General features: G+C 46.2%; 33 protein-coding genes. 20 read left to right on the top strand and 13 right to left on the bottom strand.

Features of this window, described 5'->3' with window-relative positions:
• Positions 1 to 109 precede the first annotated feature (109 nt).
• From GVO60_RS22655 to GVO60_RS19780, 10 genes are all read left to right on the top strand, one after another.
• Positions 110 to 238 carry a hypothetical protein gene (locus tag GVO60_RS22655; RefSeq protein WP_005475944.1) on the top strand — a complete coding sequence of 43 codons (129 nt, stop codon included), beginning with the start codon at positions 110 to 112 and terminating at the stop codon, positions 236 to 238.
• Between the two features lie 11 nt (positions 239 to 249).
• Complete coding sequence (locus GVO60_RS19820; protein ID WP_159657172.1) at positions 250 to 1,074, top strand: major capsid protein P2; 825 nt, start codon at positions 250 to 252, stop codon at positions 1,072 to 1,074.
• Between the two features lie 8 nt (positions 1,075 to 1,082).
• The gene (locus tag GVO60_RS19815; protein WP_159657170.1) at positions 1,083 to 1,367 is read left to right on the top strand and encodes a hypothetical protein; all 285 of its coding nucleotides are present in this window, start codon (positions 1,083 to 1,085) and stop codon (positions 1,365 to 1,367) included.
• A gap of 130 nt (positions 1,368 to 1,497) precedes the next feature.
• Positions 1,498 to 1,704, top strand: coding sequence for a hypothetical protein (locus tag GVO60_RS19810; protein ID WP_008072512.1), 207 nt, complete (start codon positions 1,498 to 1,500; stop codon positions 1,702 to 1,704).
• Positions 1,701 to 2,072, top strand: coding sequence for a DNAase (locus GVO60_RS19805; RefSeq protein WP_159657168.1), 372 nt, complete (start codon positions 1,701 to 1,703; stop codon positions 2,070 to 2,072). The genes GVO60_RS19810 and GVO60_RS19805 overlap by 4 nt, the downstream gene beginning before the upstream one ends.
• Positions 2,073 to 2,074: 2 nt before the next feature.
• A complete protein-coding gene (locus GVO60_RS19800) occupies positions 2,075 to 2,509 on the top strand; it encodes a hypothetical protein (protein WP_008072516.1) in 435 nt (144 codons plus the stop codon).
• Entirely contained in the window at positions 2,506 to 3,117 is a 612-nt protein-coding gene (locus GVO60_RS19795; RefSeq protein ID WP_008072518.1) for a hypothetical protein, read from the top strand. Before GVO60_RS19800 ends, GVO60_RS19795 begins: the two co-directional genes overlap by 4 nt.
• Positions 3,095 to 3,922, top strand: coding sequence for a hypothetical protein (locus GVO60_RS19790; RefSeq protein ID WP_159657166.1), 828 nt, complete (start codon positions 3,095 to 3,097; stop codon positions 3,920 to 3,922). The genes GVO60_RS19795 and GVO60_RS19790 overlap by 23 nt, the downstream gene beginning before the upstream one ends.
• On the top strand, positions 3,919 to 4,449 hold the full coding sequence (locus GVO60_RS19785) for a structural protein (RefSeq protein WP_159657164.1): 531 nt from the start codon (positions 3,919 to 3,921) through the stop codon (positions 4,447 to 4,449). Before GVO60_RS19790 ends, GVO60_RS19785 begins: the two co-directional genes overlap by 4 nt.
• A gap of 91 nt (positions 4,450 to 4,540) precedes the next feature.
• Positions 4,541 to 4,750, top strand: a complete 210-nt coding sequence (locus tag GVO60_RS19780) for a hypothetical protein (RefSeq protein WP_159657162.1) — start codon at positions 4,541 to 4,543, stop codon at positions 4,748 to 4,750.
• Positions 4,751 to 4,985: 235 nt separating this feature from the next.
• On the opposite strand, the gene GVO60_RS19775 is transcribed toward GVO60_RS19780, so the two are convergent.
• The 5 genes from GVO60_RS19775 to GVO60_RS22650 all read right to left on the bottom strand — a co-directional run bounded on the left by GVO60_RS19775 (position 4,986) and on the right by GVO60_RS22650 (position 8,555).
• The gene (locus GVO60_RS19775) at positions 4,986 to 5,294 is read right to left on the bottom strand and encodes a hypothetical protein (RefSeq protein ID WP_159657160.1); all 309 of its coding nucleotides are present in this window, start codon (positions 5,292 to 5,294) and stop codon (positions 4,986 to 4,988) included.
• A gap of 929 nt (positions 5,295 to 6,223) precedes the next feature.
• Positions 6,224 to 7,642, bottom strand: a complete 1,419-nt coding sequence (gene ccoG / locus GVO60_RS19770) for a cytochrome c oxidase accessory protein CcoG (protein WP_159657158.1) — start codon at positions 7,640 to 7,642, stop codon at positions 6,224 to 6,226.
• A 247-nt stretch (positions 7,643 to 7,889) separates the two neighbouring features.
• Entirely contained in the window at positions 7,890 to 8,156 is a 267-nt protein-coding gene (locus GVO60_RS19765) for a YihD family protein (protein ID WP_159657156.1), read from the bottom strand.
• Between the two features lie 97 nt (positions 8,157 to 8,253).
• Positions 8,254 to 8,421 carry a hypothetical protein gene (locus tag GVO60_RS22460; protein WP_167522347.1) on the bottom strand — a complete coding sequence of 56 codons (168 nt, stop codon included), beginning with the start codon at positions 8,419 to 8,421 and terminating at the stop codon, positions 8,254 to 8,256.
• An 8-nt stretch (positions 8,422 to 8,429) separates the two neighbouring features.
• Positions 8,430 to 8,555, bottom strand: coding sequence for a hypothetical protein (locus GVO60_RS22650; RefSeq protein WP_263971953.1), 126 nt, complete (start codon positions 8,553 to 8,555; stop codon positions 8,430 to 8,432).
• A 172-nt stretch (positions 8,556 to 8,727) separates the two neighbouring features.
• Here GVO60_RS22650 and GVO60_RS19760 point away from each other — a divergent pair, with 172 nt between their 5' ends.
• Both GVO60_RS19760 and trhA read left to right on the top strand, forming a co-directional pair.
• Positions 8,728 to 9,525 carry a sporulation protein gene (locus GVO60_RS19760; protein ID WP_159657154.1) on the top strand — a complete coding sequence of 266 codons (798 nt, stop codon included), beginning with the start codon at positions 8,728 to 8,730 and terminating at the stop codon, positions 9,523 to 9,525.
• 87 nt (positions 9,526 to 9,612) lie between these two features.
• Entirely contained in the window at positions 9,613 to 10,266 is a 654-nt protein-coding gene (gene trhA, locus GVO60_RS19755) for a PAQR family membrane homeostasis protein TrhA (RefSeq protein WP_159657152.1), read from the top strand.
• A gap of 16 nt (positions 10,267 to 10,282) precedes the next feature.
• Here trhA and GVO60_RS19750 read toward each other — a convergent pair whose 3' ends face one another.
• From GVO60_RS19750 to def, 5 genes are all read right to left on the bottom strand, one after another.
• Positions 10,283 to 11,728: a TrkH family potassium uptake protein gene (locus GVO60_RS19750; RefSeq protein ID WP_159657150.1), complete on the bottom strand. Its 1,446-nt coding sequence runs from the start codon at positions 11,726 to 11,728 to the stop codon at positions 10,283 to 10,285.
• A 10-nt stretch (positions 11,729 to 11,738) separates the two neighbouring features.
• Positions 11,739 to 13,115, bottom strand: a complete 1,377-nt coding sequence (trkA, locus tag GVO60_RS19745) for a Trk system potassium transporter TrkA (RefSeq protein WP_159657148.1) — start codon at positions 13,113 to 13,115, stop codon at positions 11,739 to 11,741.
• Between the two features lie 103 nt (positions 13,116 to 13,218).
• Positions 13,219 to 14,499, bottom strand: coding sequence for a 16S rRNA (cytosine(967)-C(5))-methyltransferase RsmB (gene rsmB / locus GVO60_RS19740; RefSeq protein ID WP_159657146.1), 1,281 nt, complete (start codon positions 14,497 to 14,499; stop codon positions 13,219 to 13,221).
• A 69-nt stretch (positions 14,500 to 14,568) separates the two neighbouring features.
• The gene (gene fmt, locus GVO60_RS19735) at positions 14,569 to 15,516 is read right to left on the bottom strand and encodes a methionyl-tRNA formyltransferase (RefSeq protein WP_159657144.1); all 948 of its coding nucleotides are present in this window, start codon (positions 15,514 to 15,516) and stop codon (positions 14,569 to 14,571) included.
• Between the two features lie 26 nt (positions 15,517 to 15,542).
• Positions 15,543 to 16,061 carry a peptide deformylase gene (def, locus tag GVO60_RS19730; protein WP_216838387.1) on the bottom strand — a complete coding sequence of 173 codons (519 nt, stop codon included), beginning with the start codon at positions 16,059 to 16,061 and terminating at the stop codon, positions 15,543 to 15,545.
• A 165-nt stretch (positions 16,062 to 16,226) separates the two neighbouring features.
• On the opposite strand from def, the gene GVO60_RS19725 reads away from it, so the two are divergent.
• The 4 genes from GVO60_RS19725 to GVO60_RS19710 are packed head-to-tail and all read left to right on the top strand — an operon-like array spanning position 16,227 to position 19,460.
• The gene (locus GVO60_RS19725; RefSeq protein ID WP_159657140.1) at positions 16,227 to 17,267 is read left to right on the top strand and encodes a LysM peptidoglycan-binding domain-containing protein; all 1,041 of its coding nucleotides are present in this window, start codon (positions 16,227 to 16,229) and stop codon (positions 17,265 to 17,267) included.
• Positions 17,257 to 18,372, top strand: coding sequence for a DNA-processing protein DprA (gene dprA, locus GVO60_RS19720; RefSeq protein WP_159657302.1), 1,116 nt, complete (start codon positions 17,257 to 17,259; stop codon positions 18,370 to 18,372). Before GVO60_RS19725 ends, dprA begins: the two co-directional genes overlap by 11 nt.
• 2 nt (positions 18,373 to 18,374) lie before the next feature.
• Positions 18,375 to 18,854, top strand: a complete 480-nt coding sequence (locus tag GVO60_RS19715) for a DUF494 family protein (RefSeq protein WP_159657138.1) — start codon at positions 18,375 to 18,377, stop codon at positions 18,852 to 18,854.
• A gap of 18 nt (positions 18,855 to 18,872) precedes the next feature.
• The gene (locus GVO60_RS19710) at positions 18,873 to 19,460 is read left to right on the top strand and encodes a DNA topoisomerase family protein (protein ID WP_159657136.1); all 588 of its coding nucleotides are present in this window, start codon (positions 18,873 to 18,875) and stop codon (positions 19,458 to 19,460) included.
• A 35-nt stretch (positions 19,461 to 19,495) separates the two neighbouring features.
• On the opposite strand, the gene GVO60_RS19705 is transcribed toward GVO60_RS19710, so the two are convergent.
• Positions 19,496 to 20,629 (bottom strand): 5-(carboxyamino)imidazole ribonucleotide synthase, encoded by a 1,134-nt coding sequence (locus GVO60_RS19705; protein WP_159657134.1) that lies wholly within the window; start codon positions 20,627 to 20,629, stop codon positions 19,496 to 19,498.
• A gap of 4 nt (positions 20,630 to 20,633) precedes the next feature.
• Positions 20,634 to 21,119, bottom strand: coding sequence for a 5-(carboxyamino)imidazole ribonucleotide mutase (gene purE / locus GVO60_RS19700; protein ID WP_159657132.1), 486 nt, complete (start codon positions 21,117 to 21,119; stop codon positions 20,634 to 20,636).
• Positions 21,120 to 21,311: 192 nt separating this feature from the next.
• Between purE and tsaC the strand changes: the two genes are divergently transcribed.
• From tsaC to GVO60_RS19680, 4 genes are all read left to right on the top strand, one after another.
• Entirely contained in the window at positions 21,312 to 21,869 is a 558-nt protein-coding gene (gene tsaC, locus GVO60_RS19695) for an L-threonylcarbamoyladenylate synthase type 1 TsaC (RefSeq protein ID WP_159657130.1), read from the top strand.
• 18 nt (positions 21,870 to 21,887) lie between these two features.
• Positions 21,888 to 22,805 carry an oxygen-dependent coproporphyrinogen oxidase gene (gene hemF, locus GVO60_RS19690; RefSeq protein WP_159657128.1) on the top strand — a complete coding sequence of 306 codons (918 nt, stop codon included), beginning with the start codon at positions 21,888 to 21,890 and terminating at the stop codon, positions 22,803 to 22,805.
• Between the two features lie 77 nt (positions 22,806 to 22,882).
• Complete coding sequence (aroE, locus tag GVO60_RS19685; protein WP_159657126.1) at positions 22,883 to 23,716, top strand: shikimate dehydrogenase; 834 nt, start codon at positions 22,883 to 22,885, stop codon at positions 23,714 to 23,716.
• A gap of 3 nt (positions 23,717 to 23,719) precedes the next feature.
• On the top strand, positions 23,720 to 23,986 hold the full coding sequence (locus tag GVO60_RS19680; RefSeq protein WP_159657124.1) for a DUF1488 family protein: 267 nt from the start codon (positions 23,720 to 23,722) through the stop codon (positions 23,984 to 23,986).
• Here the strand turns inward: GVO60_RS19680 and GVO60_RS19675 are convergent.
• Positions 23,979 to 24,527, bottom strand: coding sequence for a gamma carbonic anhydrase family protein (locus GVO60_RS19675; RefSeq protein WP_159657122.1), 549 nt, complete (start codon positions 24,525 to 24,527; stop codon positions 23,979 to 23,981). The genes GVO60_RS19680 and GVO60_RS19675 overlap by 8 nt on opposite strands.
• Positions 24,528 to 24,966 lie beyond the last annotated feature (439 nt).

The following is a 24,966-nucleotide window of genomic DNA, read 5'->3' as shown; positions in this document are numbered from 1 at the left end:
TCCAACCTATAGGTTAGACGTTTAACCTATAGGTTACCTCCCATTGTTCTTTCTTCGGTTTCCTTTCTTAATCAAGGCTCTTTTCAACCTGTGACGAATTGGAAACAACATGAAAGCACAACACAAAAACATGTTAATCACGGCCTTGCTGACCATCATCATTCTGGCGGCGATTAACAACATTGCTGCCATGAAAACTCTGAAAGAAACCATCAACGGCAAAACTGGCTGGTTCTAAGGAGAACGACAATGGAAGCACTTCAAACGCTATTTAACCCGCGCCCTAAAGAGCTAGACCCTGTTGAGGGTGTCGCTTGGGGTAACCAAGCTACTTTGCGCTTGGTGTCGGGTCCAACCTACCAAAACCTTGAGCTGGTCACGGACATCGAAAACCCGTCTGATATTGAGCGCGTGCGCATCACTCACAACGGTAAAGAGATTGTCTCACTGTCTGGTCAAGACATGGTGGATTTGCAAGAGCACCGCCAAAACTACACCCAAAAAGGCCGCTATGTGATTTCGTTTAGCGACTTAACCATGCGTACCAAAATTGGTGTGCGTCAGGGTGAGCTGGTGACGTTGCCAGGTGAAATCTGGTTCGTCTACATCCAGCTAAAAGCGAAAAGCGGCAGCGCGCCGTCGATTCGTGCTCGCGCTCATATCACGGAAGCGCAATCTCAGCGTCTGTTTATGCCTCGTATCTTCTCACTCACTTGGTTTGCGTCAGCCTCTGGCCGTACTCCGTTTGATTGGGCGGAGCGCTCGCCATACCTAAACATCAACCGTATTCACTTCAAAGACGACACGATTGAACGCGTTCGTGTGATTCGTGATGATCGCGAAGAAATGAACGTGAACAAGGCCGACAACATCTTTGACTTGGCGTCGATGGGGCTTGAGCAAAACAGCGGTTGGTTCTCGCTTGATTTCATCCGTACTGGCTTTGGTACGGAAGGCAAGTTGAAGACTCAAGCGGTGCGCTCACTGCAATTTGAGCTTGAGAAGACCTCAAGCGGTAGCGTGCCATTGATTGTGGAAGCCATCGAGCAAGTGGCTGTCGTTAACGGTCAATAGGAGTCGCTATGAGTTGGTTAGATGCAATCAGTGAGGCAGGCGGCGAGCTCGTTGATGCTGTCTCTGATGCGGGAAGCACTTGGGTTAAAGGTGTCGCTGAAAACGACATCGCCAACAAGCAAACCGCGAGCAATCCAGACGCGGCGCGACCACATCAAGTAGAAGGGCAGACCGCAGACGGTCGCCCTCTGGTGAGCACCCAAGGCGGCATGAATACGACTTACATCGTAATGGGTGTCGGTGCGCTTGTGCTGCTTATGCTCGCCATGATGCTGATGAAGGGGAAGAAGTAATGCCTTTACTGATTCCGTTGGTCTTTGTGGGCGGTGGCATTGTGGGTTTTCAGCTCTCTGAGGGCTCTAGCAAACTCATTATGCTGCTGACCTTGTTGGTAGTGGGCTATGTGCTCCTTAAGGGGAAACTATGATTCCGATGCTAGGCGGCGGCTTAACCAATAGCGGCTCGATGCCTATCAGTGGTGGTCAAGCGGGGCCATCGACGGCGACCAGTACCAATAACAGCGGCCAAAGCATTGGCTCAATCAACATGGGAAGCCCGAAAGGGGTTAGCCCTTGGTTGATTGCGGCGGTGGTCATCGTTCTAGCTTTTCTGGTGCTGCGTAAAAAATGATTGTCTGCGTCACTGAATGCCCCGAAGCCTTAGCCCGTTTAAAAGTGGCCTTTCGTGCCTGTCCGCAGGACTTTGAGGAGCTAAAAGCCGAAGTCCAGACAGGGCGCGTGAGCCTCTATCAATTAACGGGTGAGGGCTACAGCATCACGGTGGCCGGACAAATCATCAACGAGAGCTATTACCTGTGGGGCGTGTCCGGTTGTGGCGTTATCAAAGGCATTCAAGAGCTGACCGAGTATGTGAAAACAGCGGGGCTTAAGAGTATTTCCGCTGAGACGTATTTTCCTGCGTTGGCGCGCTTGGTTCGTCGCCTGAATACCACTGAGAAGCCATTAACCCAAACCACGCACCTAACGATGAGAGTGTAATTATGGGTGGTAAATCCAGCTCTAAGAACATCACTTCAACCAGTAACGTCAGTGGTCAAAACGCCATTTCTGGTAACAACCTCGGCACGGCCATCAGTGGCGTGTCTGAATCGACCATTAATGTCACAGCCACCGACCACGGCGCGATTGAAAAAAGCCTGCTATTTGCGGAAAGCGCAATGAATGGCTCGCTGTCGTTTGCGGGTGATGCCTTAGACGATATGAGCTCGGCGAACTCGGAGAACTTGCAAATGTTGGCAGGGCTCGCGGGTAACCAAGCGGAGCAAAACAAACAAAGTCTAGATTCCGTCATGGAGCTAGCGAAATTCAAACAAGACAACGGCCAAAGTGAGACGCGCAAAGAGCAAATCATCATGTTGGTTGTGATTGCCTTGATTCTGGGAGCGGTGGCCATGATGGCGCTGAAGAAACGATGAAATTTACCTTGCAAGAAAATCAGCCGTATCCGGTGACCATCTCCGGTACTTGGCTTTGGCTGCGCTATGCCGCTGAGCCTATCTTGATGGAAACCTCCTCCGGTGAGCGCGTGACGATTCCACAAGGTGCGGTGATTAAAAACAATGAGCTGCTTGGCCGTGTGCTGCTGCATTCGTCAGCCTCGCAAACCATTGATATCGAATTTGGTAAGGGTGACTTTCAGCCGCCGTCAGATGGCCAACGCGTAGCGGTGGATAAGATGCCGCCTGTAGAGATTGCACCTGACCAAACCATCAGCTTTGCGCCTGACCAAGTTGTCAGTCTTGCGGAAGGCTCAAAGGTTCAGGCAAGCCTCGCGGTAGCCAATGCCATCACGACTAAAAATCTGGGTATGCCTTCAACCATTCCAGAAAACCCAACGCGTAAGAAAATCACCATTCGCACGCCGAACTGGAACAAAGGTGCGATTCAACTCAATGGCAATTACCCGCTCTATAAGGGCGAGACCATTGAAATCGAATCCACGGCAGCGATTGAGCTGACAGGCGCTGAGACTGACCGCGTACTTATCTTGGAGTGTCACGATGAACAAAAACCTACTGACTGAGCAAATCCGCGCCATTATTGGTGAGGGTAGCTCGGTTAACAAAGTCGAGCGCCTAACTGAATACGTTTTGTCTTTGGGACAAGGCTCTGGCGGCAGCAATAGCGAGAGTGAGCGTATCTTTAAGCCGATGACGTTTGCGCTTGAGCCTATCAAGTACCCTGATGAAATCCTTGAAAAGAAAAATGATGACGACAGTGATTATTACATGCGTAAAGACGTTCGCTCATTACGTAACCGCAAGGGTAATACACCGATTCATTACCGAGAGCTTATACCAAGCTACATTTCAGACCCTATCTTTGCTGACCCTGCAGGGCATCAAGACAAAGAAATCGAGCTGATTGTTAACGTCAATATTCGCTATGAGATTGCCTTGAACTCAGAAGGGTTCGAAAACCTTGATAAGTGGGGTGGTCTGACGATGGAAATTGGCTTTGATGTGGATTCTGAGCCGGAGATTTCTTTTGCGGCGCTTCATGTTCCGCTCACGGTGACTCGTGACCGCGATAACGTGCTGATTCTTACAGCTAACTACACCAAGGCGATTTATCTGCCTCTCGGCTTTCGCGAGCTGACCGACGAAGCGCTGAATTTTACATTCAACAATCCGCGTTTGGCGTGTGCGCTTGATTGGAGTCGTGCGGGGTTCACCTTCCCTGAATACTCAGAAAAGCTGATGTGGAAAAAAGACGCGATAGAGCTCAATCGCCCACCTATCACTAACCGAGAAGCTGACCCGTTCTGTCTCACCATTATGAATATGAATGTGGTCGACAAGGTTGTCGAAGATGTGGTGCCGATGTGAGAGGCCTAATTGCGTTTGGTCTGTTGGTCGCGGGTGGCGCGTTGTACGTCACCCGCACCAAGAGCGGAAATGAAGTCCTAACAACGATTACTCAAGAGGTAACAACCGTGGTTAATTCCATTAGTAAGCCTCGCGGCGTTCGAGCGAATAACCCGCTCAACATCGAGAGCAATGTAAATAACAACTGGCTCGGCAAAGTCACGCCATCGGTGGACAAGCGTTTTGAGACGTTCCAAGCACCGGAATATGGCTTTCGTGCGGGCGCTAAATTGCTGCGTGATACCTACCAAGGCCGCTACGGCCTAGAGAGTATCCGTGAGCTTATCCATAAGTTTGCACCCAGCCATGAGAACGCGTCCGACCATTACGCGGAGTTTGTGGCAAAGCGTGTCGGTATTAGCCCTGACGCGCCGATTGACCTGCGAAGCGATAACACGCTGGCGCGCCTGATTCACTCCATGTCGATTATGGAAGTCGGCCGTCACTACTCGCTAGAGCAGGCTCAGAAAGGGGTCGCAATGGCATGAGCAAACAAGATGCAAAAAAAATCATGGTCGTGGTGCTGGGCGCAATCATCAGCGCTTACGCCCTTAAGTTCTTAAAGGAAAACAAACTATTATGAAAAAGTATCTGAAGAACCTCGTTAAGCAGCCGTCCACTTACAAAGGCGTAGCATTGCTTGCGGCCAGTGCCGCGGCTGCGGTAGGTCATCCTGAATTAGTCACTGCGTCAGTATCAGAAACAGGCGTGAGCTTTGGTGGGCTGATTGGTACATTCGTTCCGGTTGCGCTTGGCCTATGGGAAACCCTGCGTAACGAGTTCAAGTAATCATGGTTGAGTTGCTGCAATACCTCACCTCAATGGGCTTGCCGCCCTCCATGTTGGTTATCGTCGCTATCTTCTGGCGACACAATAACCGCCTAATTCGGCTCGAAACCAAAGTGTTTTAATGAGAAAAGCCCACTGACTGCAGTGGGCTTTTTGTTTGTCTCAAAGAAAACGTCATTATAAACGTCATTGTCTTCGTCATATGACGTTTGGGTATGCTGTCTCAGCTAGTCGCTTAGCTGTCGGACAACTTAAACTCATAAATCTCACTTAGTTTTACAAGATATAGGATAAATGTAATAGGAACAAAAAATAGGGAATGCCAAGTACCACCGAAGAAAATTGAAGGTTCTAAGCTTTTAGTGTGTATCAGCTCAAACGCTTCAATAAAATTCACGAATAAAGCGATTAGCATTACGCCAAAACCAAGAGTGATAATTGCGAATGATAGGTTTAACGACAATTGATTGTTAAGCATTGCCCAATGAATGATTAGAGGAGTCACAACCAATAACAGCTCGATAGAAATAAGAATATAGTTCATAGCTCCACTCACCCTAAAGTTCATCTTATACAATGAGCTTAGTCTATGAAGCTAATCTGTGTTTTCTTTTGTTGATGTGGTGTCTAGCTCTGAATAAGCGAGTAAGTACACAACAAACGTAAGTGGTTTCAAGATTATGGACCACCAGTTGTTACCCATAATTATTGAGTTGCCAACAGCCAAAAAATTTTTGTTTAGAATGACCTCTAACCATTCAATTGCAAGGCTAAGGCTAAATACTAAAGCACCAAAAATTAGCATTATTTTTGCTATCTTTAGCTTTACAAGTGAATGCTGAATAAGGCCAACTGCGATGATAGGTGTTAAAAGCAATATGATTTCTATCGTTATTAGCATAATAGGCTTTTGTTCATGCGATGTGCTCTCGGTAGTTGAGTAGACAACTGAAAAAAGAAATCATTAATGTCACTAGGTGATAGTTCGTATGGGTTAAAGCGTTTGCTCCCCATAAAAGTTAGGTTCAGTGGAAGTAGGAGGTCAGGTATAGGTATGTACGCCATGTCCCAGCTTCCAAACATTCTCTTGTTAGCTGGAGACATTTCAATGACCTTTATGTTGGTGTGCTTTCTTGAGGATTCAAGAATCTTATCCATGGCGTCTAGATCAAATTGTTGCGAAGTAGTACTCGCGTATACAAGTCTCGTTAATTCCATATAACCAATCTCCTTCCTTTAGAGTAGTTTAGGGCAATACTGTCTTAATACGAAAGTATTTCATATTGAACTGCGTGCACTCAATTGTGTTTATATAAATACTTTGAGGGGGCTTAGTGCCCTCAATTAACAACATTAATAGATGTGTGTGGTTATTATGTGGACGTTGATTTTTTAAAAATTAACAATTTCAATGGGTTAAGAATGTTTAAGAGGCTCATTGCTGAGCCTTTTTCCATTGATTAAGTGAAGCGCCTAAAGTTTCTTAATAAACCGGCTCTCGACTGTAATAGTAAAGTCTTCGCTGTCAGACAGTATAAACTGAATTGTCGAAGCTGAAGAGTCGAGATTGTCAGGGTTCACACCTAAGCTCATCGGTAAGTTAATCACCTCACCCGGTGCAACTTGAATAGTCTGTTTACCGTACCAGGAAACGTCGGTAAGCCCTTTTACATCAAGCGTGTACTTCTGCTCTTGTTGAGTCTTATTGATGACCTTAAGGGTGTAAGTGTTTTCAATCTCACCAGCGCTGTTCTCTCTAAATAGCTGGTTTCTATCTCTTAGTACGCTTAAACCTGCAGGGTCAACGGCGGCGATCTGAGCGAAGAAGAGACCAATCATCACTAGTAACACAGCACCGTAGCCGAGCAGTTTTGGTCGCATGACCTTTGTGTGTTTACCGGACAGGCGATGTTCTGTGGTATAGCTGATAAGGCCTTTCTCATAGCCCATACGATCCATGGTTTTGTCACATGCATCGATACAAGCACCACAGTTAATACATTCGTATTGTAGGCCATCGCGAATATCGATACCGGTTGGGCATACCTGCACACATAAATCACAGTCAATACAGTCACCTAATCCAAGGGCTTTTGGATCGGCTTTACGAGAGCGAGGGCCACGAGACTCACCGCGCTCTGTGTTATAGCCAACGATGAAGGTGTCTTTATCAAACATCGCTGATTGGAAGCGAGCATAAGGACACATGTGAATACAAACAATAGAGCGCATCCAACCTGCGTTCGCATAGGTACAGCCTGCAAAGAACAGAACCCAGAATACTGGCCAAAAGTCGGCATCAAAGGTAAAGAAGCCAACCACTAATTCTTTTACCGGTACAAAATAGCCAACAAAGGTGAGACCGGTAGCCAGTGCAATCCCAATCCAAGCCGCATGTTTAGCGGCTTTGCGCATGGCGAGGTTTGGCGTAATTTTGTTTGAGTCTTGTTTACGACGTTTATTGGCACTGCCTTCTAGTTTCTCTTCAAACCAAATGTACATGAATGTCCAAACGGTTTGTGGGCAGAGATAACCACACCAGACCCGGCCTAAAAAGGTGGTTAAAAAGAATAGGCCAAATGCTGCGATCATAAATAGCAGCGCTAATAGGGTCAGATCTTGAGGGTAAAGCGTGGTACCGATGAAGTTAAACTGTTGGTTACCTATATCGAGCAAGATCGCTTGGCGATCGCCGTAAGGGATCCACGGTACTAAAGCAAACAGCAGCAACAAAAACCAACCGCCGTAGCGACGAAGAGTTTGGAAGGTGCCTTTGCTTTCTCGGACGTAAATTCGGTTGCTTGGGTTAAACCTATCGCCCTTGGTTTTGTGGGTTTTAGGGTTAAAGGTTTTAGGAGTCACATCTTTGATATCGATTTTATCCTGACTCATGGAGCTTCCTTCTTAGGCTTAATGGTGTGATTTATACGTTCCACACTCTGTAGACATTGCTATTTTAGTAAAAACTTATGGACGGCGATTATATACGCAATAACAATTTTATTTCTTTAAGGCTATCAACCTTTAACAACAAAGGTCAGCACAGTTTTATGAATAAATGACCTAACAGTTGCTGTTGATACAATTATTTAGCTATAAAAAAGGCGACCTTAAGGTCGCCTATCGTATTATTTTGGGGTTAGTCGATGATGCCGCGTGCACGAAGAATTGCGGTTTTGAAGTCATCTTCTTGGTCTTTCTTCAGACCTGGAATCATCTCGTCTTTTTCGCTGTTACGCATCTTTAGGTGGTAAATCAGCACATCGTCAGTCAGATCTTCAAGTTTACCTTGATAACCAGCTTCATCAGCCAGTTTTACGATGAACTGTAGCAGGTTCATTTGTTGGTCTTTTTGCCATTCTGGCTCAAGTAGCTCAAGCAGCTCCTCAATACGGTGACACTTCATTTGATTTCTCCACAATAATTATAATGATTTGAGGTAAAGGTATCAGATTGGTGTTTTTGAGTTAAGAAAAAAGCGCAGTCGAAACTGCGCTTTTTAATTAAGCTGCCTTCACGATTTTAGCAGGAGCTGACGTCATTAAGACGGTCTTTTCTACTAAAGTCATAGCAGGCGCTACTTTTTTTGCCGTTGGAGCAGCAGCAAAGCCGCTACGACGACGCATCGCACTACGATTTGTGTGCGAGAACCTGACGGTAGTTGGTCGCATTACGTTACCTAACTGTCAGGCATATCCATTGCCAATGTAATGGCCTGACCCGCTATGAGTTGAGCTTCATCGCTGAAGGGTGGCTCTCTGGCTTTCGCCAATCCAAATAACGAGACAGGAATAATGATATGCATGCATATCACTGATTAGATTAGCATCAAGCTATTCATTGATCGATATATAATCGCTACGGCCTTAGTCGTAGAGTCGGTAAATCTGTGAGGGAGGTTGCAGCAGTAAGACAAGGTGACAGATTAGTATGTTACTTTAAGCATATTTAGGGCGAAGGTTGCCAAGGAGAAGTGTATGTCGTTTTTCAAGAAAACCCTGGCGAGTTTTGGAGTGGGCTCTGCAAAAGTGGATTCAGTTCTACAGCAAGAAGTGCTCTATCCGGGTCAGAAGGTCAATATTACCATTCACGTCTATGGAGGCGCCACGGCACAAGATATCGATAACATTGAGCTAAAGCTTTATTGTCGCTATATCAAAGAAGTCCCTGCGAATCATGATAAGAATCAGCAAAACGCGGGTCGAATGCGTCGTGTCCCAACCAGTTATGTTCTGGCCGATTGGAAGTTACCTTACGCATTTACGATCGAGCCGGGTGAAGAGCGCACCTTTGATGTTGAGCTAGACGTGCCTTGGAATACACCAGTAACCATCGGTGATTCGAAAGTTTGGCTAGAGACTGGGCTCGACATTGCGATGGCCAAAGACCCTAGCGATAAAGATATCTTAACGGTTCGCCCGGATCCTCTACTTGATGGCATTTTTACGGCGCTTGAGGAGCAAGGGCTGCGTATTCGCCAAGTCGAATGTGAGCAAGTGGATGGCTTTGCGATGCCATTTGTTCAAGAGTTTGAGTTTGTACCAACCACAGGCCCATTTCATGGTCGTTGGAGAGAATTGGAGATGGTCGCTTATCGCACCGAAGATTCTCTCCAGATGTGGTTTGAAATTGATCGCCACCGCAAAGGGGCTAAAGGAATGCTGGCAAGTCTACTTGGTGTCGGTCAGTTGAAACGTGAATTGACCATTCCTTTGCATACCCCAGCGGATCAGGCAGGTGAGCAAGTATTGGCTTATCTTGATCAGCACTCTTAATCGAAAGTTAACAATTTGAGCTTACAAGTGTAAGCTGAATGTGCCATACTCTGGAGCAATTATTCAAATTCTGGAGTAGGCACGGTTATGTCCGCGAGCGAAGTATCTCAATATAGCGTTAAAGAAGAGATCGCCAATACCGCCACTCACGCACTCGGTATGTTGCTAGGTGTCGTGGGGTTAGTGTTATTGCTAGTGAAGTCTGTTGAGCATAATGCCGATACCATGACACTAGCTAGTATGGCTATTTATGGCAGCAGCATGATTGTGCTGTTTCTGGCTTCAACGCTGTACCATGCTATTCCAAATCCCAGAGCCAAACGCGCTCTTAAAACCTTTGACCACTGTGCTATTTATCTATTGATTGCCGGCAGTTATACCCCTTTCTTACTGGTGAGCTTACGTACGCCCTTGGCTGTTGGCTTGATGGTGGTGATCTGGAGCATTGCGCTGGTGGGTATCATCATGAAGCTAGCGTTTGTTTATCGCTTTAAAAAGCTATCGTTGGTCACTTACTTGCTCATGGGGTGGCTGTCACTGATCGTTATTTATCAGTTGGCGATGAACCTTGAAATGGGTGGTTTGGTATTGCTTGGAATTGGCGGGCTAATTTACTCGCTTGGCGTGGTGTTCTATGTGGCAAAACGCATTCCTTACAATCACGCCATCTGGCATGGCTTCGTATTGGCTGGATGCGCCTGCCACTTTTTTGCTATCTATCTCTATGTTCAGCCTGTTTAGTGGCGAGTTCTTTGGTTTAACGTCGCCAGAAGGCAGGAAAAAACAGCACCAATAGGGTCAAAATTTCTAGACGCCCCATTAGCATACCTAAGCTCAAAATCCACTTGGCAGCATCTGGTAGTGGGGCAAAGTTACCTGTTGGACCAATGACACTCCCCATTCCCGGACCTACGTTGGCAACGGCAGTAATCGCTCCAGAAATACTGGTCACCGGATCTAACCCCATCGCGCTCAAGCAACCTGCTATGGCAATAATGGTGATGAAGAACATTAAGCCAAATGCCACAATTGAACGGACAATGTCGTCATTTACAGGCCTGCGATTGTAGCGCTGAACAAACACACCTGATGGGTGAATCAGCTTCATCATTTGCTTATTAAGCAAGGTTATCGCGATTTGAAAGCGGAAGATCTTAATCCCACCGGAGGTAGAACCTGAACACGCCCCGGCCATCATCAAGAATGCAAATAGAGTGGTTGGTAGTGCACCCCAAGCGGTAAAATCCTCTAAGCCGAAACCTGTCGTTGTTACCACTGAAACAATGTTAAACATTGAGACTCGCAGAGCATCGAGAATGGTATAGCCGTCGCGAATCACCAACCAAGCGCTGATCACAGCACTGGTGCCTAAAAATAGGTAAGTGAATCCGCGCACTTGGGCATCTTCTAGTAACTCATTAAGGCGGCGTTTACGAATCGCTGAAACGAACAGCAAGAATGGCAAACCACCAAGGAACATGAATAGAGTCGCGACCCAATGCGCACCGTTTGAGAAATGGTTCATGGACCCATCAGAGGTGGAATAGCCGCCGGTCGATAAGGTGGTAAACGAGTGGTTTATTGCCTCGAATAGGTTCATCCCCGTCAGCATAAAGCCTACTAAACAGAGCCCGGTCAGTACCACATAAACGGACATGATGTTTTTCGCTACCGTTTTTGCACGTGGGCTGCTTTTATCTGACCAGTCGGATGATTCGGTATGGAATAATTTCATACCACCGACGTTCAGCATGGGTAGAACAGCCACCGCCATAACGATAAAACCAATACCACCGAGCCACTGCAATATCGAGCGCCAAAGCAAAATGCTCGGTGCCATATTATCAAGACCACTTAAAACGGTAGAGCCTGTGGTGGTAATGCCGGACATGGTTTCAAAGTAGGCGTCAGTGAAGCTGATGTGGTTAATAAAGACAAACGGCAGTGCAGCGAAAGCGCTGGCTATTGTCCAGACCAAGCTAGTGATCAGGAACATATCGCGCACGCTGAGCTTGAATCGTTTGGTTCGGCCAGCACTTAAACAAGCGAAAGCGGCAAGGTGAGTGATGATGACCGCTTGGCCAAACTCGAGAAAGCCAGGTGTACCTGTAAAAAATGCGACTAGGGTCGGAATGTACATAAATAGGGCCAGTTTTGAGAGAACTAGCCCGATCACAAATAATACGGGACGGAAGTTGACCATGATGCCAATCCTAAAGGAAGAACGGACTCGGCTGGAATAGAGCTTCCACGTCAGGCACGTATTTCTTATCTACTAAGAACATGACAACGTGGTCATCTTGTTCAATCACAGTTCGGTCGTGGGCGATAAGTACTTCTTCACCACGAACAATCGCACCTATAGTCGTGCCTGGTGGCAGTTTGATGTCGCCAATCGCGCGGCCCACCACTTTTGAGGTGGTTTCATCGCCGTGAGCAACTGCTTCGATCGCTTCTGCTGCGCCGCGACGTAGTGATGATACGTTGACGATATCGGCCCTTCGAACGTGAGTCAGTAGTGCTGAGATGGTCGCTTGTTGAGGAGAGATCGCGACATCAATCGCGCCGCCTTGTACTAGGTCAACGTATGCGCCGCGTTGGATCAACACCATCACCTTTTTTGCGCCCATGCGTTTTGCCAGCATAGCGGACATGATGTTGGTTTCATCTTCGTTAGTTAGAGCGATAAACACGTCGACTTGATCGACATTCTCTTCACTTAACAGCTCTTGGTCTGCCGCGTCGCCACAGAAAACAATCGTATTCTCAAGCTCTTCTGATAGTTTTTCAGCACGTTGGTAGCTGCGCTCAATCAACTTAACGCTGTAGGTTTGTTCAAGGCGTTTAGCTAAGCTTGCACCAATGTTACCACCACCGACGATCATAATGCGGCGGTAAGGTTTTTCTAGACGCTGTAGCTCACTCATTACCGAGCGAATGTGATTACTTGCGGCAACAAAGAAGACTTCATCATCGGCTTCAATAATGGTCGTGCCTTGAGGGCGAATTGGGCGACCTTGACGGAAAATTGCAGCAACACGAGTGTCGATGTGTGGCATGTGTTCACGCAGAGTCGAAAGCGCATTACCAACCAAAGGGCCACCGTAGTAGGCTTTAACAGCGACTAAGCTCACCTTCTGTTCAGCAAAACTCACAACCTGCAAAGCGCCAGGGTATTGAATAAGGCGTTCGATGTAGCTGGTGACCAACTCTTCAGGGGCGATCAGGTGATCGACCGGCACAGCACCTGATTGGAAAAGTGCTTCTTTTTCCATTAGGTATTGTGGAGAGCGAATACGCGCAATGCGGTTTGGTGTATTGAACAGAGAAAAAGCAACCTGACATGCAGCCATGTTAGTTTCATCCGTATTGGTTACGGCGACCAACATGTCGGCATCTTGTGCTCCGGCTTCACGCAGTGAATTTGGGTGACTGGCATGGCCGTGAACAACGCGTAAATCATACTTGTCTTGCAGTTCGCGCAGTCGGTCATTATCTCGGTCAACGATAGTGATATCGTTATTTTCACCTACCAGGTTTTCAGCGAGTGTACCGCCAACCTGACCTGCGCCAAGAATGATGATTTTCATAGCTTTTCTCTTTGTTCGCTTAGCTTGTTCGATAACAGCTTAAGTTTTTATTCGTTGCAATGAAATAGCGGCTAAGACAAAGTCATTAGCCGCTCAAATTTAATTATGCTTGTTTCACTAGCACTGCATAGTAGAAACCATCCATATCTTCTTCTCCTGGTAAAATCTGACGACCAGGGTTTTCGATATCAGAGCCAACCAATGTTGCGTTTTGCGTACGCTCAAGGAAGGCTTTTACTTGTAGGACGTTTTCTTTAGGTGTGATTGAGCAAGTGGCGTAAACCATGGTGCCACCCTCTTTCAGCTGACCCCACATCGCATCCATGATTTCGCTCTGCAGTTCAGCGAGCGCGTCAATGTCATTGGCGCGACGTAGCCATTTGATATCTGGGTGACGGCGAATTACGCCAGTTGCAGAACAAGGAGCATCTAACAGAATTCTGTCAAACTTATCGCCTGTCCACCACTCTTGCGGGTAACGAGCATCACCACAAATCACATCGGCACGCAGTTGTAGGCGTTCTAGATTGTCGTATACGCGATCTAAGCGTTTCACATCACAATCAATCGCAACAACTTCTGTATCTTCGGTGTGCTCAAGAATGTGCGCGGTTTTACCACCCGGCGCAGCACAACAATCTAGGATCAGTTCACCATTTTGTGGCTGTAAGTAGTTCACCGATAATTGAGCCGCTGCGTCTTGTACTGAAACCCAACCTTTATTGAAGCCAGGTAGCAGTGTTACATCACAAGGTGAAGCCAATTTTATGGCATCAGCAGCTTCAGGGTGAATGCTGAATTCAATGTTTGCATCTTTCAGCAGTTCAAGGTATTCATCGCGAGTATGGTGCTGACGGTTTACGCGTAGCCACATTGGGGCTTTGCTGTTGTTAGCTTCAATCAACTGCTCCCATTGCTCAGGGTAGCTTTCGCGCAGCATGTTCAGTAGCCAGTTTGGGTGACCGTACTTACCAGCGTTGTGGCTAACGGCTTTCTCGTCTAATGCTTCTTGCTCACGTAGGTAGCTACGTAATACTGCATTAATTAAGCCTCTTAGGCTTGGGCCTTTTAGTGTTTTAGTGCCTTCAACCGTTTCTGCAACTGCAGCATGAGCAGGAATACGCATGAAGCTAAGCTGATAAATGCCAACCAAAATTAAATGGTGAAAGACGCGCTTTTTGCCTTTCAACGGGTTATCCATTAGCTCATTGGCAATAGACTCTAAACGCGGTAAATAACGTAGAGCGCCGTAACAGATCTCTTGTAAGAGAGCATGGTCTCTTGGTCTGATAGTTTTTTGAGCCGCAGGCAGTGCGTGTGAAAGAGATTGGCCTTTGTCGACCACTTGGAAAAGGACGTTAGCAGCAGCAGCGCGAACATTCATGTTGAATACCTTAGATTAAGGGAGGGTGTCTCCACCCTCAAAATGTACGTCTCCCTTACGGGATAAGTGTTAAGCCAGTTGAGTACCGACTTCAAACCAGTTTGCGCGAGCGTTCAGAATATCTTGAACTGGCATCGCTTTTTTACCAGGAACTTGCAGTTGCTCAAGTACCAGTACTCCATTGCCTGTCGCGACATAGATACCGGTTTTATCCGCTTGAAGAATGGTACCTGCGGCTTTGTCGGTGGTTTGATCTGCCACGCGGCTTTGCCACACTTTGATGCTATTTTCAGCGGCAACAAAGTGGCTCATTGGCCAAGGGTTGAAAGCGCGGACGCAACGCTCAATATGCGCGGCATCATCACTCCAGTTGATCAAGGCTTCTTCTTTGCTGAGCTTTTTCGCATAGTTAGCCAGTTCATCGTCTTGCTTTTGTGCAACGGCACTGCCATTCGCAATGTCCGTCAAGCAGTCGACGAGTGCATCTGGGCCAAGCTCTGCCAGCTTCTCATACATGGTGGCGCTGGTGTCAGTCGCTTCGATAGGCAGTGTAGCAATGCTCAGCATATCGCCGGTATCAAGACCAATGTCCATTTGCATGATAGTCACGCCTGTCTCTTTATCCCCTGCCCAAATAGAGCGTTGAATTGGAGCGGCACCGCGCCAGCGAGGAAGAATAGAACCGTGCACATTGATACAACCTAACTTCGGAGTATCCAGTACCACTTGAGGTAAAAGTAATCCGTAAGCAACCACGACCATTAGGTCCGCGTTTAAGCCTGCAAGCTCTTGTTTGGCTTCATCTGACTTAAAGTTCTCTGGTTGATAAACCGGAATATCATGCTCAAGAGCGAGTTGTTTAACCGGGCTTGCTGTGAGTTTTTTCCCGCGACCTGCTGGACGGTCTGGCTGGGTATACACAGCAATAACATCATGCTCCGAAGACAACAACGCCGCCAAGTGACGGGCGGCGAAATCCGGAGTACCAGCAAAAACAATTTTTAAAGGTTTGCTCAAGGTACCTTCCTTTTATTAATTAGCGGTTAGGCGTTAGCATTCTTCTCATTGAAGCGCTTGATCTTAGCGAGCTTGTCTTGAATACGCTTACGCTTTAGAGGCGAAAGGTAATCAACAAACAGTTTGCCTTCTAAGTGATCAAGTTCATGCTGCACACAGATAGCTAAAAGATCATCAGCTTCAAATGTGTACTCTTCGCCGTCGCGGTTAAGTGCTTTAACCGTTACTTCTGCCGCACGTGGCACTAGCGCACGAGCACCAGGAACTGACAGACAGCCCTCTTCAATGCCATCTTCGCCGCGTTTTTCTAGAATCTCTGGGTTGATAAGCACCATTGGCTCATCGCGCGTTTCAGAGATATCGATAACAACGATACGTTGGTGGAAATCAACTTGAGTTGCAGCCAAGCCGATACCTTCTTCGTCGTACATGGTTTCAATCATGTCATCAACGAATTTTTGGATTTCAGGTGTCACCTCTTCAACCGGTTTTGCTACGGTGCGAAGGCGATCATCTGGGAATGTTAATACTTGTAATACAGACATATACACTCGAAATGTTGAACTGTGCCGAATCAGGATAAACCTCGTTGGCTCAATTCTAGACATTTTGTAGCCCAAATGACAGCATCATTGCGTTTTTGACGCGTTTATAAGCAGTTGTCGCGAATCTAATCACCGCATCTTTAGGGGTTATCTGGGATGATTGTAATGCCATTTCGAACGGTTTATTTTATTGGTTTGTTGTTGTCTATGATGGTTTCTTTTTCCGCTTGGACAAAAGAGCAGCCTCTACGAATAAAAAAAGATGCACCGACGACATACACGGTCGTAAAGGGTGATACCTTGTGGGATATCTCAGCACTTTATCTAGATAGCCCTTGGCTTTGGCCTCGTTTATGGCAGGTTAATCCATCAATTGAAAACCCTCACCTTATTTACCCTGGCGACAAGCTGACACTCTTTTGGCGTAATGGTCAGCCCGTTTTAGGCTTAAAACCTGTTATTAAACTCAGCCCAAAAGTAAGGAAGACCATTAGACAACCGCTGGCAGCATTGCCTGATGGCTTAGTATTACCTTATCTCGAAGATGACCGACTGCTGACTATTGAGGAGCTACAATCTAGCGCTCGAGTGTTAGGGGCTAGTGATGGTAAACAATACCTAGCTGGGCAAGACCTTATCTATATCAATGGTGAGCAAAACCTTCCGCAGTGGGTTATTTATCGCCCTGTCGAAGAATTTGAGCACGGCACTCATAAAATGGTGGCGCTTAAGAAAGTAGCGGTCGCTAAACTTGAGTTAACCGGAGCGCAGTACAGTGGCTTAAAAGTTCTATCACAGCAGCATGAGATCCTAGCAGACGATATTGCTCTACCAGCGGATCGGGAGCAGCTTGCTGCATTAACTCCGACCTTTTTTCCTGCACCTTCGCCATCACAAAGTGTCGCGACTATTTTAGGGGCACTAGAAGGCAGTCAGTATGTTGCACAAGATCAGGTGGTGGTGCTGAATGTCGGTAGCTCAGACCAAATTGGTCAAGGTATGATGTTTGAGCTTTATAAACCGGGCGCTTTGGTGAAATTGAACGGTGGAGAAGAAGCACAATTGCCGGATATTCCTATTGGTCATGTGATGGTGATTCGTCCCTATTCTCATTTCAGCTTAGCTGTGGTGACGCAAAGCAGTCAGCCAATAAGCCTTGAGAGCACCCTAAAATCTCCGCTTGACCGCCCAAGTGATGACGGATGATACATTAGCGGCTTGGTTAGCGCTTTACTTTACTCCCAGAGTTGGCCCCAAAACCTTTGCTAAGCTAACGGCCATAGATACACCTGCCAACATTATTAGTCTGGACTCTTGTGCACTAAAGAGTGTTGGCTTTAGTGATTCCCAGATCCACTTCTTGCGCCACCGAGCTGAAAAAGAAGTGGAGGCTTGCCTTACCTGGTTAGAGGCAGAAGAACAGCGACACATTATCACCACCGAAGATGCCATTTATCCTTCCTTATTAACACAAGCGGGCAGTGCACCTGCGGTGTTATTTGTTGAGGGCGAGGTTGAAGCGTTATCTAAACCTCAACTTGCGATTGTGGGTAGTCGCAATGCAAGTATTGATGGACTTAATTGTGCTCGTAGCTTTGCAAGTGAGTTAGTAGAACATGATTTGGTGATTACTAGCGGTTTGGCACTTGGTGTTGATGGTTATGCTCATGATGGTGCGCTCAGTGCAAACGGGCAGACTATCGCGGTACTAGGGTCTGGTCTTTCCTCTATTTATCCTGCTCGCCATCGTCAATTGGCGGCGAGAATTGCTTCGAGCGGCGCATTGGTGTCTGAGTTTCATCCACTGGCGAAGCCCAAAGCAGATCATTTTCCTCGTCGGAATCGTATCATTAGTGGTTTATCCACCGGAGTATTGGTGATTGAAGCGGCTGAAAAAAGTGGATCCTTGATTACGGCTCGCTATGCCAATGAACAAGGGCGTGATGTGTTTGCGATTCCAAGCTCCATTCACCATCCTCAGGGTCGCGGCTGTAACTTATTGATAAAACAAGGGGCCTGCTTAGTTCAAACGGTTGATGACATCTTAGCTGAAATCGATACTTTGATTCGCTGGTCTCATATAAGTAAGCCACCGATTCAAAGCGATTTATTTACACAATTAGATAGTAAAGAAGAATTGCCATTTCCTCAGCTGTTAGCTAACGTAGGAAGTAAGGCTACACCAGTTGATATTCTTGCAAGCAGGACCAATATACCTGTTCAAGAAGTCATGATGCAGCTCTTAGAGCTTGAGCTTTCAGGGCATGTTGTTGCAGTTTCCGGTGGCTATATTTTAAAGGGGAGGGGCTAGCTATGATGATGGATATCCTTATGTATCTGTTCGAGACTTACATCCATAGCGATGCGGAGTTACAAGTCAATCAAGATGAGCTAGAAGAAGAACTTCTTCGCGCTGGTTTTCATCAAAAAGACATCTATAAAGCCCTTGTCTGGCTGGAAGAGCTCGCTGCTCTACAGCAAAGTGAGGCTCACTCTGCGATTTCTGTATGCAGTACATCGACTTCAACTCGTATTTACACGGCAAGAGAATGTGAACGCCTGAGCTTAGAGTGTCGAGGCTTCATTACCTTTCTAGAGCAAGTAAATGTGTTGACGACAGAGACACGCGAAATGGTCATTGACCGTATTATGGGTCTAGAAACCGATGAGTTTGAATTGGATGATCTTAAGTGGATTGTATTGATGGTGCTGTTTAATGTACCAGGCAATGAAAACGCTTATACGCTTATGGAAGAGCTGTTATATACCAAAGAGCAAGGTGTTCTTCATTAACGAGCTTTATAACTAACCATGAGCAATAAAATCGATCAGCAGCTGTTTTCTCTACATGAGCATGCATTAGAGCATCAAGCGTGTCCGAAATGTCAGTCGGAGCAATGTGATGGTGAATTACAGCTTCGCCATGGTAAACATGGGCCATTTCTCGGTTGTAATCAGTACCCCACATGCGATTTCATTAAACCGTTACACCAAAATGACGGTCATGTAGTGAAAGAGCTTGGTGTAGCTTGCCCTGAATGCGGTAATGAATTGGTGTTACGCCAAGGTCGCTATGGCATGTTCATCGGCTGTAGTCACTATCCACAATGTCATCATATTGAGTCTCTGGATCAGCCTCAAGAAGAGCAAGAATCGCAGCATTTAATGTGTCCGGAGTGCCAAAAGGGGCATTTAGTTGAGCGTAAAACGCGCTTCGGTAAGCTGTTTTATGCGTGTGACAATTACCCGAAGTGCAAATTTGCGGTGAATCAGCCCCCTGTTGCAGGCAAATGCGAGAAGTGTGGTTATCCGTTACTGATAGAGAAAAAGTTAGCCAGCGGTGACAAACTGCAGTGTGCAGAAAGAAAGTGTCATCACACACAAACTGGTCAAGATTGAAAAACGGCGCATTGAGCGCCGTTTTTGTTTACTGTTTATTCTGAGAAATTTTCTGCAAATTGATGAACTGCAGGAAATGCCTCTTTGCTTAGCACGTCAGCTAGTGCACAGAGCTTACGTTGCAACTCGCCATTGTAGTCACCACACACATTGATGTGACCCATTTTACGACCCGCTCTTTTCTCTTTACCATACCAATGCACATGGCATCCCGCCATTGTGAGCACTTCAGGTGGCAGTGTATCTTCGCCCAAAATATTGATCATTGAAGTCGAGCGAATCAGTTTAGTACTGCCTAATGGTAGGCCACACACAGCACGCAGGTGATTTTCAAATTGGCAGGTTTCAGCACCTTGTTGCGTCCAGTGACCAGAGTTATGTACTCGCGGAGCAATTTCATTGACCAGTAGCTCGCCATTTAGATCGAAAAACTCCAGTGCAAGTACGCCTACGTAATCGAGGCTATTTGCAACCGCTGTAAACATGGTCTTTGCTTGCTGCTGCAGTTCATTGTCAGCAATGGCTGTAGATAATGTCAGCACGCCATTAGTGTGAACGTTTTCTGCAAGTGGGTAAACAGCAACGCTACCATCTTTGCCGCGCGCACCTACTAGGGAAACTTCACGGTTAAATGGAACGAACTCTTCGGCAACAATCGCCTGAGTCTCAGTCGCTGCAATACATTCTGCCATCTCAGCCCAAATAGCGTCTGCTTGATTGAGGTCTTTTAATCGCCACTGTCCTTTGCCGTCATAGCCACCGAGTGCACTTTTTAGCACCATAGGTATACCAACGCGCTCAATCGCCGTAGAAAAGTCTTCACGAGTTTTAATTACGTAGTACTTAGCGTTACGAACCGCGGCATTATCAAGCAAAGCTTTCTCGATTCGGCGATCACCGCCAGCTTTAATTGCCTCTGTTGATGGGAGGAATTTACCGCTCTGCTGACAGATATCGAGAATATCATGAGGGATGTGTTCGAATTCTGCGGTGATCACATCTGCGTTTTCGATAGCATTTTCTAGCCCTTGCCCCAACACGGTTTGCGTTAAAGGATGGACGATGTTTTCGCTACCGACATCATACGCCGAGATCTCAATGTTAAGTGGCGCACCTGCCAGAGACATCATCCGAGCGAGTTGGCCAGCGCCTAACACTAGAACATGCATGTGATTAATCCTCTGCTGGGTTTGGGTTAGCCAGAATCGTCTCTGTTTGCTCGCTACGGAATGCTTCGACTTTCGCCATCACTTCTTCATCGTGTGTTCCGATGATTTGTGCAGCTAATAGACCTGCGTTTGCCGCGCCAGCTTCACCAATCGCTAATGTACCAACCGCAATTCCTTTTGGCATTTGAACGATAGAGTAAAGAGAGTCTAGCCCGCTTAATGCGCGAGATTGAACAGGAACACCAAGTACAGGAAGAGCAGTGAAGGCTGCAGTCATTCCCGGTAGGTGAGCAGCGCCGCCAGCACCCGCAATAATGACTTTTAGTCCGCGCTCTTTCGCGCTAGTCGCATAATCTGCAAGAAGTTGAGGTGTGCGGTGAGCAGAAACAACTTTGGTCTCGTACTCGACACCAAATGTATCTAGCATCTCCGCGGCTAGTTTCATTGTTGGCCAATCTGATTTTGAACCCATGATGATACCGACTTTCATCTCAAACTCCTTCAAAGCTTCGCGTAATAGGTGAGCATTTATTTTGAGCGCATTATACGGGGATTTTGATGTTAAGCAAACGTTTGCGTGGGGTTTGAAATCAGATTGATACAATTTATAAATAAATAGCTTTAGTCACTGGTTGTGATTGTTTGTACACTTATCAAAACAGAGATTCAACAGGAAGTATTCGTGGATAACTTTAATCAAGCGCTCAACGCTCTCAATAATGGTGAGGTCATTGCTTACCCAACCGAAGGTGTCTTTGGTGTTGGGTGCGATCCCGATAATCCAGAAGCAATTCAAAAACTATTAGAGTTGAAACAGCGCCCAGTAGAAAAAGGGCTGATCTTAATTGCCGCTAGCTACGAGCAACTTTTGCCTTATATTGATGAGTCTCAGTTAACTTCTGAGCAACTCGCTAAAGTGCAACAAACGTGGCCAGGTCCGGTTACTTGGATTATGCCATGTAGCGACAAAGTCTCTCATTGGGTGTCAGGTCAATTTGATTCAATAGCTGTGCGTGTAACGGATCATCCTTTAGTACAAAAAATGTGTAATGCGTTTGGAAAGCCGCTAACCTCTACCAGCGCGAATTTAACTGGTGAACCACCATGTATGAAAACTGCAGAAGTTTATCAGCAGCTCGGCGATAAGCTGGTGGCCGTTCTTGAAGGCGAAACCGGTGGCAGAGATAAACCAAGTGAGATTCGCGATGCTAAAACTTCACAAGTATTAAGACAAGGTTAACCTTGCAAAGGAAGAAAGATGTCGGCAATTGATAAGCAAGCAGTAAAGCAGTTTCTGATGGAGCTGCAAGATTCGATATGTCAGCAGTTGGAATCGGCTGACGGCAAAGCAGAATTTATTGAGGATGCGTGGCATCGAGAGCCTGGTGAACGCTTAGGTGGCGGTGGTCGTACTCGCGTGATGCGCGACGGAGACGTATTTGAGCAAGGGGGCGTTAACTTTTCTCATGTTCAAGGGAAAGAGATGCCTGCGTCTGCAACCGCTCATCGTCCAGAGTTAGCGGGTCGTCATTTTGAAGCGATGGGTGTCTCTTTGGTGATGCATCCTAAAAACCCTTACATACCGACCTCACATGCGAATGTGCGTTTCTTTATTGCTGAGAAAGAGGGTGAAGATCCAATTTGGTGGTTTGGTGGCGGTTTCGATCTTACGCCTTTCTATCCATTTGAAGAAGACGCACAATATTGGCATAACACAGCCAAAGAGATTTGTGCCCCATTTGGTAGCGATGTATATCAAGATCATAAAGCTTGGTGTGACAAATACTTCTATCTACCTCATCGCGATGAAACCCGTGGCGTTGGTGGTCTTTTCTTTGATGATCTGAATCAGTGGGAGTTTGATAAATGCTTCGACTACATCAAAGCGGTAGGTGAAGGATATACAGAAGCGTATCTACCTATTGTTGAACGCCGTAAAAAGACCGAGTTTGGTGAACGTGAACGCGAGTTCCAACTGTACCGTCGTGGTCGTTATGTCGAATTCAATCTAGTTTATGATCGCGGTACCTTGTTTGGGCTGCAAAGTGGTGGAAGAACAGAATCGATCTTGATGTCGATGCCGCCCCTCGCTCGTTGGGAATATCGTTACCAAGTTGAGCCAAATTCTCCTGAAGCTGATCTATACGAGAACTACCTCAAACCCCGAGAGTGGTAAGGCTTTCTTCCTTATGTAGATAGTGATAGGGTCAACTTAATCGAGTTGACCCTTTTTTTATTTCTGCAGGTAAGGATATGACACAGCAAATAGATCGTTACGCCGTTTTTGGTAATCCCATCGGACACAGCAAATCCCCATTTATACATACGCTATTTGCACGTCAAACCAATCAACATTTAACGTATACCGCTGAGTTAGCACCCGTTGGTGAGTTTACCAGTGCGGCGAAGATGTTTTTCTCTACCGGAGGTAAAGGATGTAACGTCACGGTTCCCTTTAAAGAGGATGCCTACCAATTTGCTACCCGTCTGACAGAGAGAGCCCAACTTGCGGGTGCCGTTAATACGCTTAAGAAGTTAGATGATGGGGAGATCATCGGTGATAACACGGATGGGGAAGGGCTTGTACAAGACTTACTTCAATACCAAGTGCCATTAGCAGGTGCGCGTATATTACTCATTGGTGCCGGTGGTGCTGCACGTGGTGTGATTAAGCCACTCCTTGATCAGCAGCCAAGTGAAATTGTTATTACCAACCGAACGCTGTCGAAAGCAGAGCAGTTAGCTGAGATGTTTGCACCTTATGGTCAGATTCGTGCTATTGAGATGTCTGAAATTTCCCAAGGATTTGATGTTGTCATTAACTCGACGTCTGCGAGTTTAAGTGGTGAGCTACCGGCTATCTCCGCTGCGATTTTCACTTCTCGTACACATGCCTATGACATGATGTATGGCTCGGGTAAAACGGCATTCAATCAATGGGCACTTGATAGTGGCGTTGTTGCCGCATATGACGGTCTTGGGATGTTAGTGGGGCAAGCAGCAGAGAGCTTTATGTTGTGGCGTGGTTTAAGACCGGGTACAAAGCAGATATTACGTGAAATAAGAAAAAATCTAGAAGGAATGTGATTCATGAATCAGTCGATTCTGTTTGCTGATATTCAAACTTGGGATGAAGAAAACCAAGCCATCCGTTTTCCTGCTCAACAATCCGGGGCATTAATAGAGTGCGTTGTCTTATTGGATGAACTTGAAAAGATTGCAGGTATCTCTATAAAAGGAGAGCAGCAAGCCCTAGAGGTATTCGCTCAGAACCGTTTTGAATTGGAAGAGCTTGCTGAAGAGTTAATAGAAGATGAGGCTTTTAATGAGCAAGGCCAAATTACAGTAATCAGTTAATCTCGTTAACTTGATGCAGATAGTCTTCTTTATTCTGTACATAGTTATCAGAAGACTTCTGTAAAAAGGCTCGTTCTTTCTCTGATAAAGGACGGGCTTGCTTTACTGGGCTACCTACATAAAGGTAACCACTTTCCAAGCGCTTTCTAGGTGGGACTAAACTTCCCGCACCAATCATGACTTCCTCTTCTATTACTACACCATCTAAAACAATCGCACCCATACCCACAAGCACTCGATCTTGAATCGTGCAACCATGTAGCATGACTTTGTGTCCGATGGTAACGTCATTACCAATAATCAGTGGGTAGCCTTCAGGGTTTTCGGCATTTTTATGAGTGACGTGTAAAACGCTGCCATCTTGGACATTAGTTCGCTTACCTATATGAATGTGGTTCACATCACCACGAGCAGCGACCAATGGCCAGATACTCGAATCGTCATTAATTTTAATGTCGCCCACTAGTACTGAGCTACTATCAATATAAACGCGTTGACCAATTTGAGGTTGGATTCCTTTATAACTGCGTAATGAGCTCATTTTTTATCCTTTGTTCGAGATTCTTTGCCTATTAAGGCATAGAAAAGTGACTAAAACAGGTGCTTTTGAATAGAAAATACTCAAACAGTTAAAAAATCAAAAAAAACTGAAAAAAGGGCTTGCCAATGTGATGGCGATCTCTATAATGCCACCTCGCTGACACGGGAACGCTTCGAAAGAAACGAACAACGAGTTAGCAAGGTCAATTAGCCAAGCGGAAACGCTTGAAAAAAGTTTGAAAAAAGTGGTTGACACTAAACTTTATCTCGCTAAAATGACCGCCTCTTCCGAAGTGATGTGAGTCACAAAGAAGAAAAGCTCTTTAACAATATAAACCTATCAATCTGTGTGGGCACTCGTTGATGATAATCCAATTAGAAGCTTAGGCTTCAAATTAGGTTTCAATGAAACGAAGTGACCAATACAAATAATTACTTTC

The sequence above is a fragment of the Vibrio atypicus genome (genome assembly GCF_009811315.1).
GTDB lineage: Bacteria > Pseudomonadota > Gammaproteobacteria > Enterobacterales > Vibrionaceae > Vibrio > Vibrio atypicus.
Note: the sequence above shows the minus strand (reverse complement) of the source record. Positions and strands in the feature narration are given on the sequence as shown.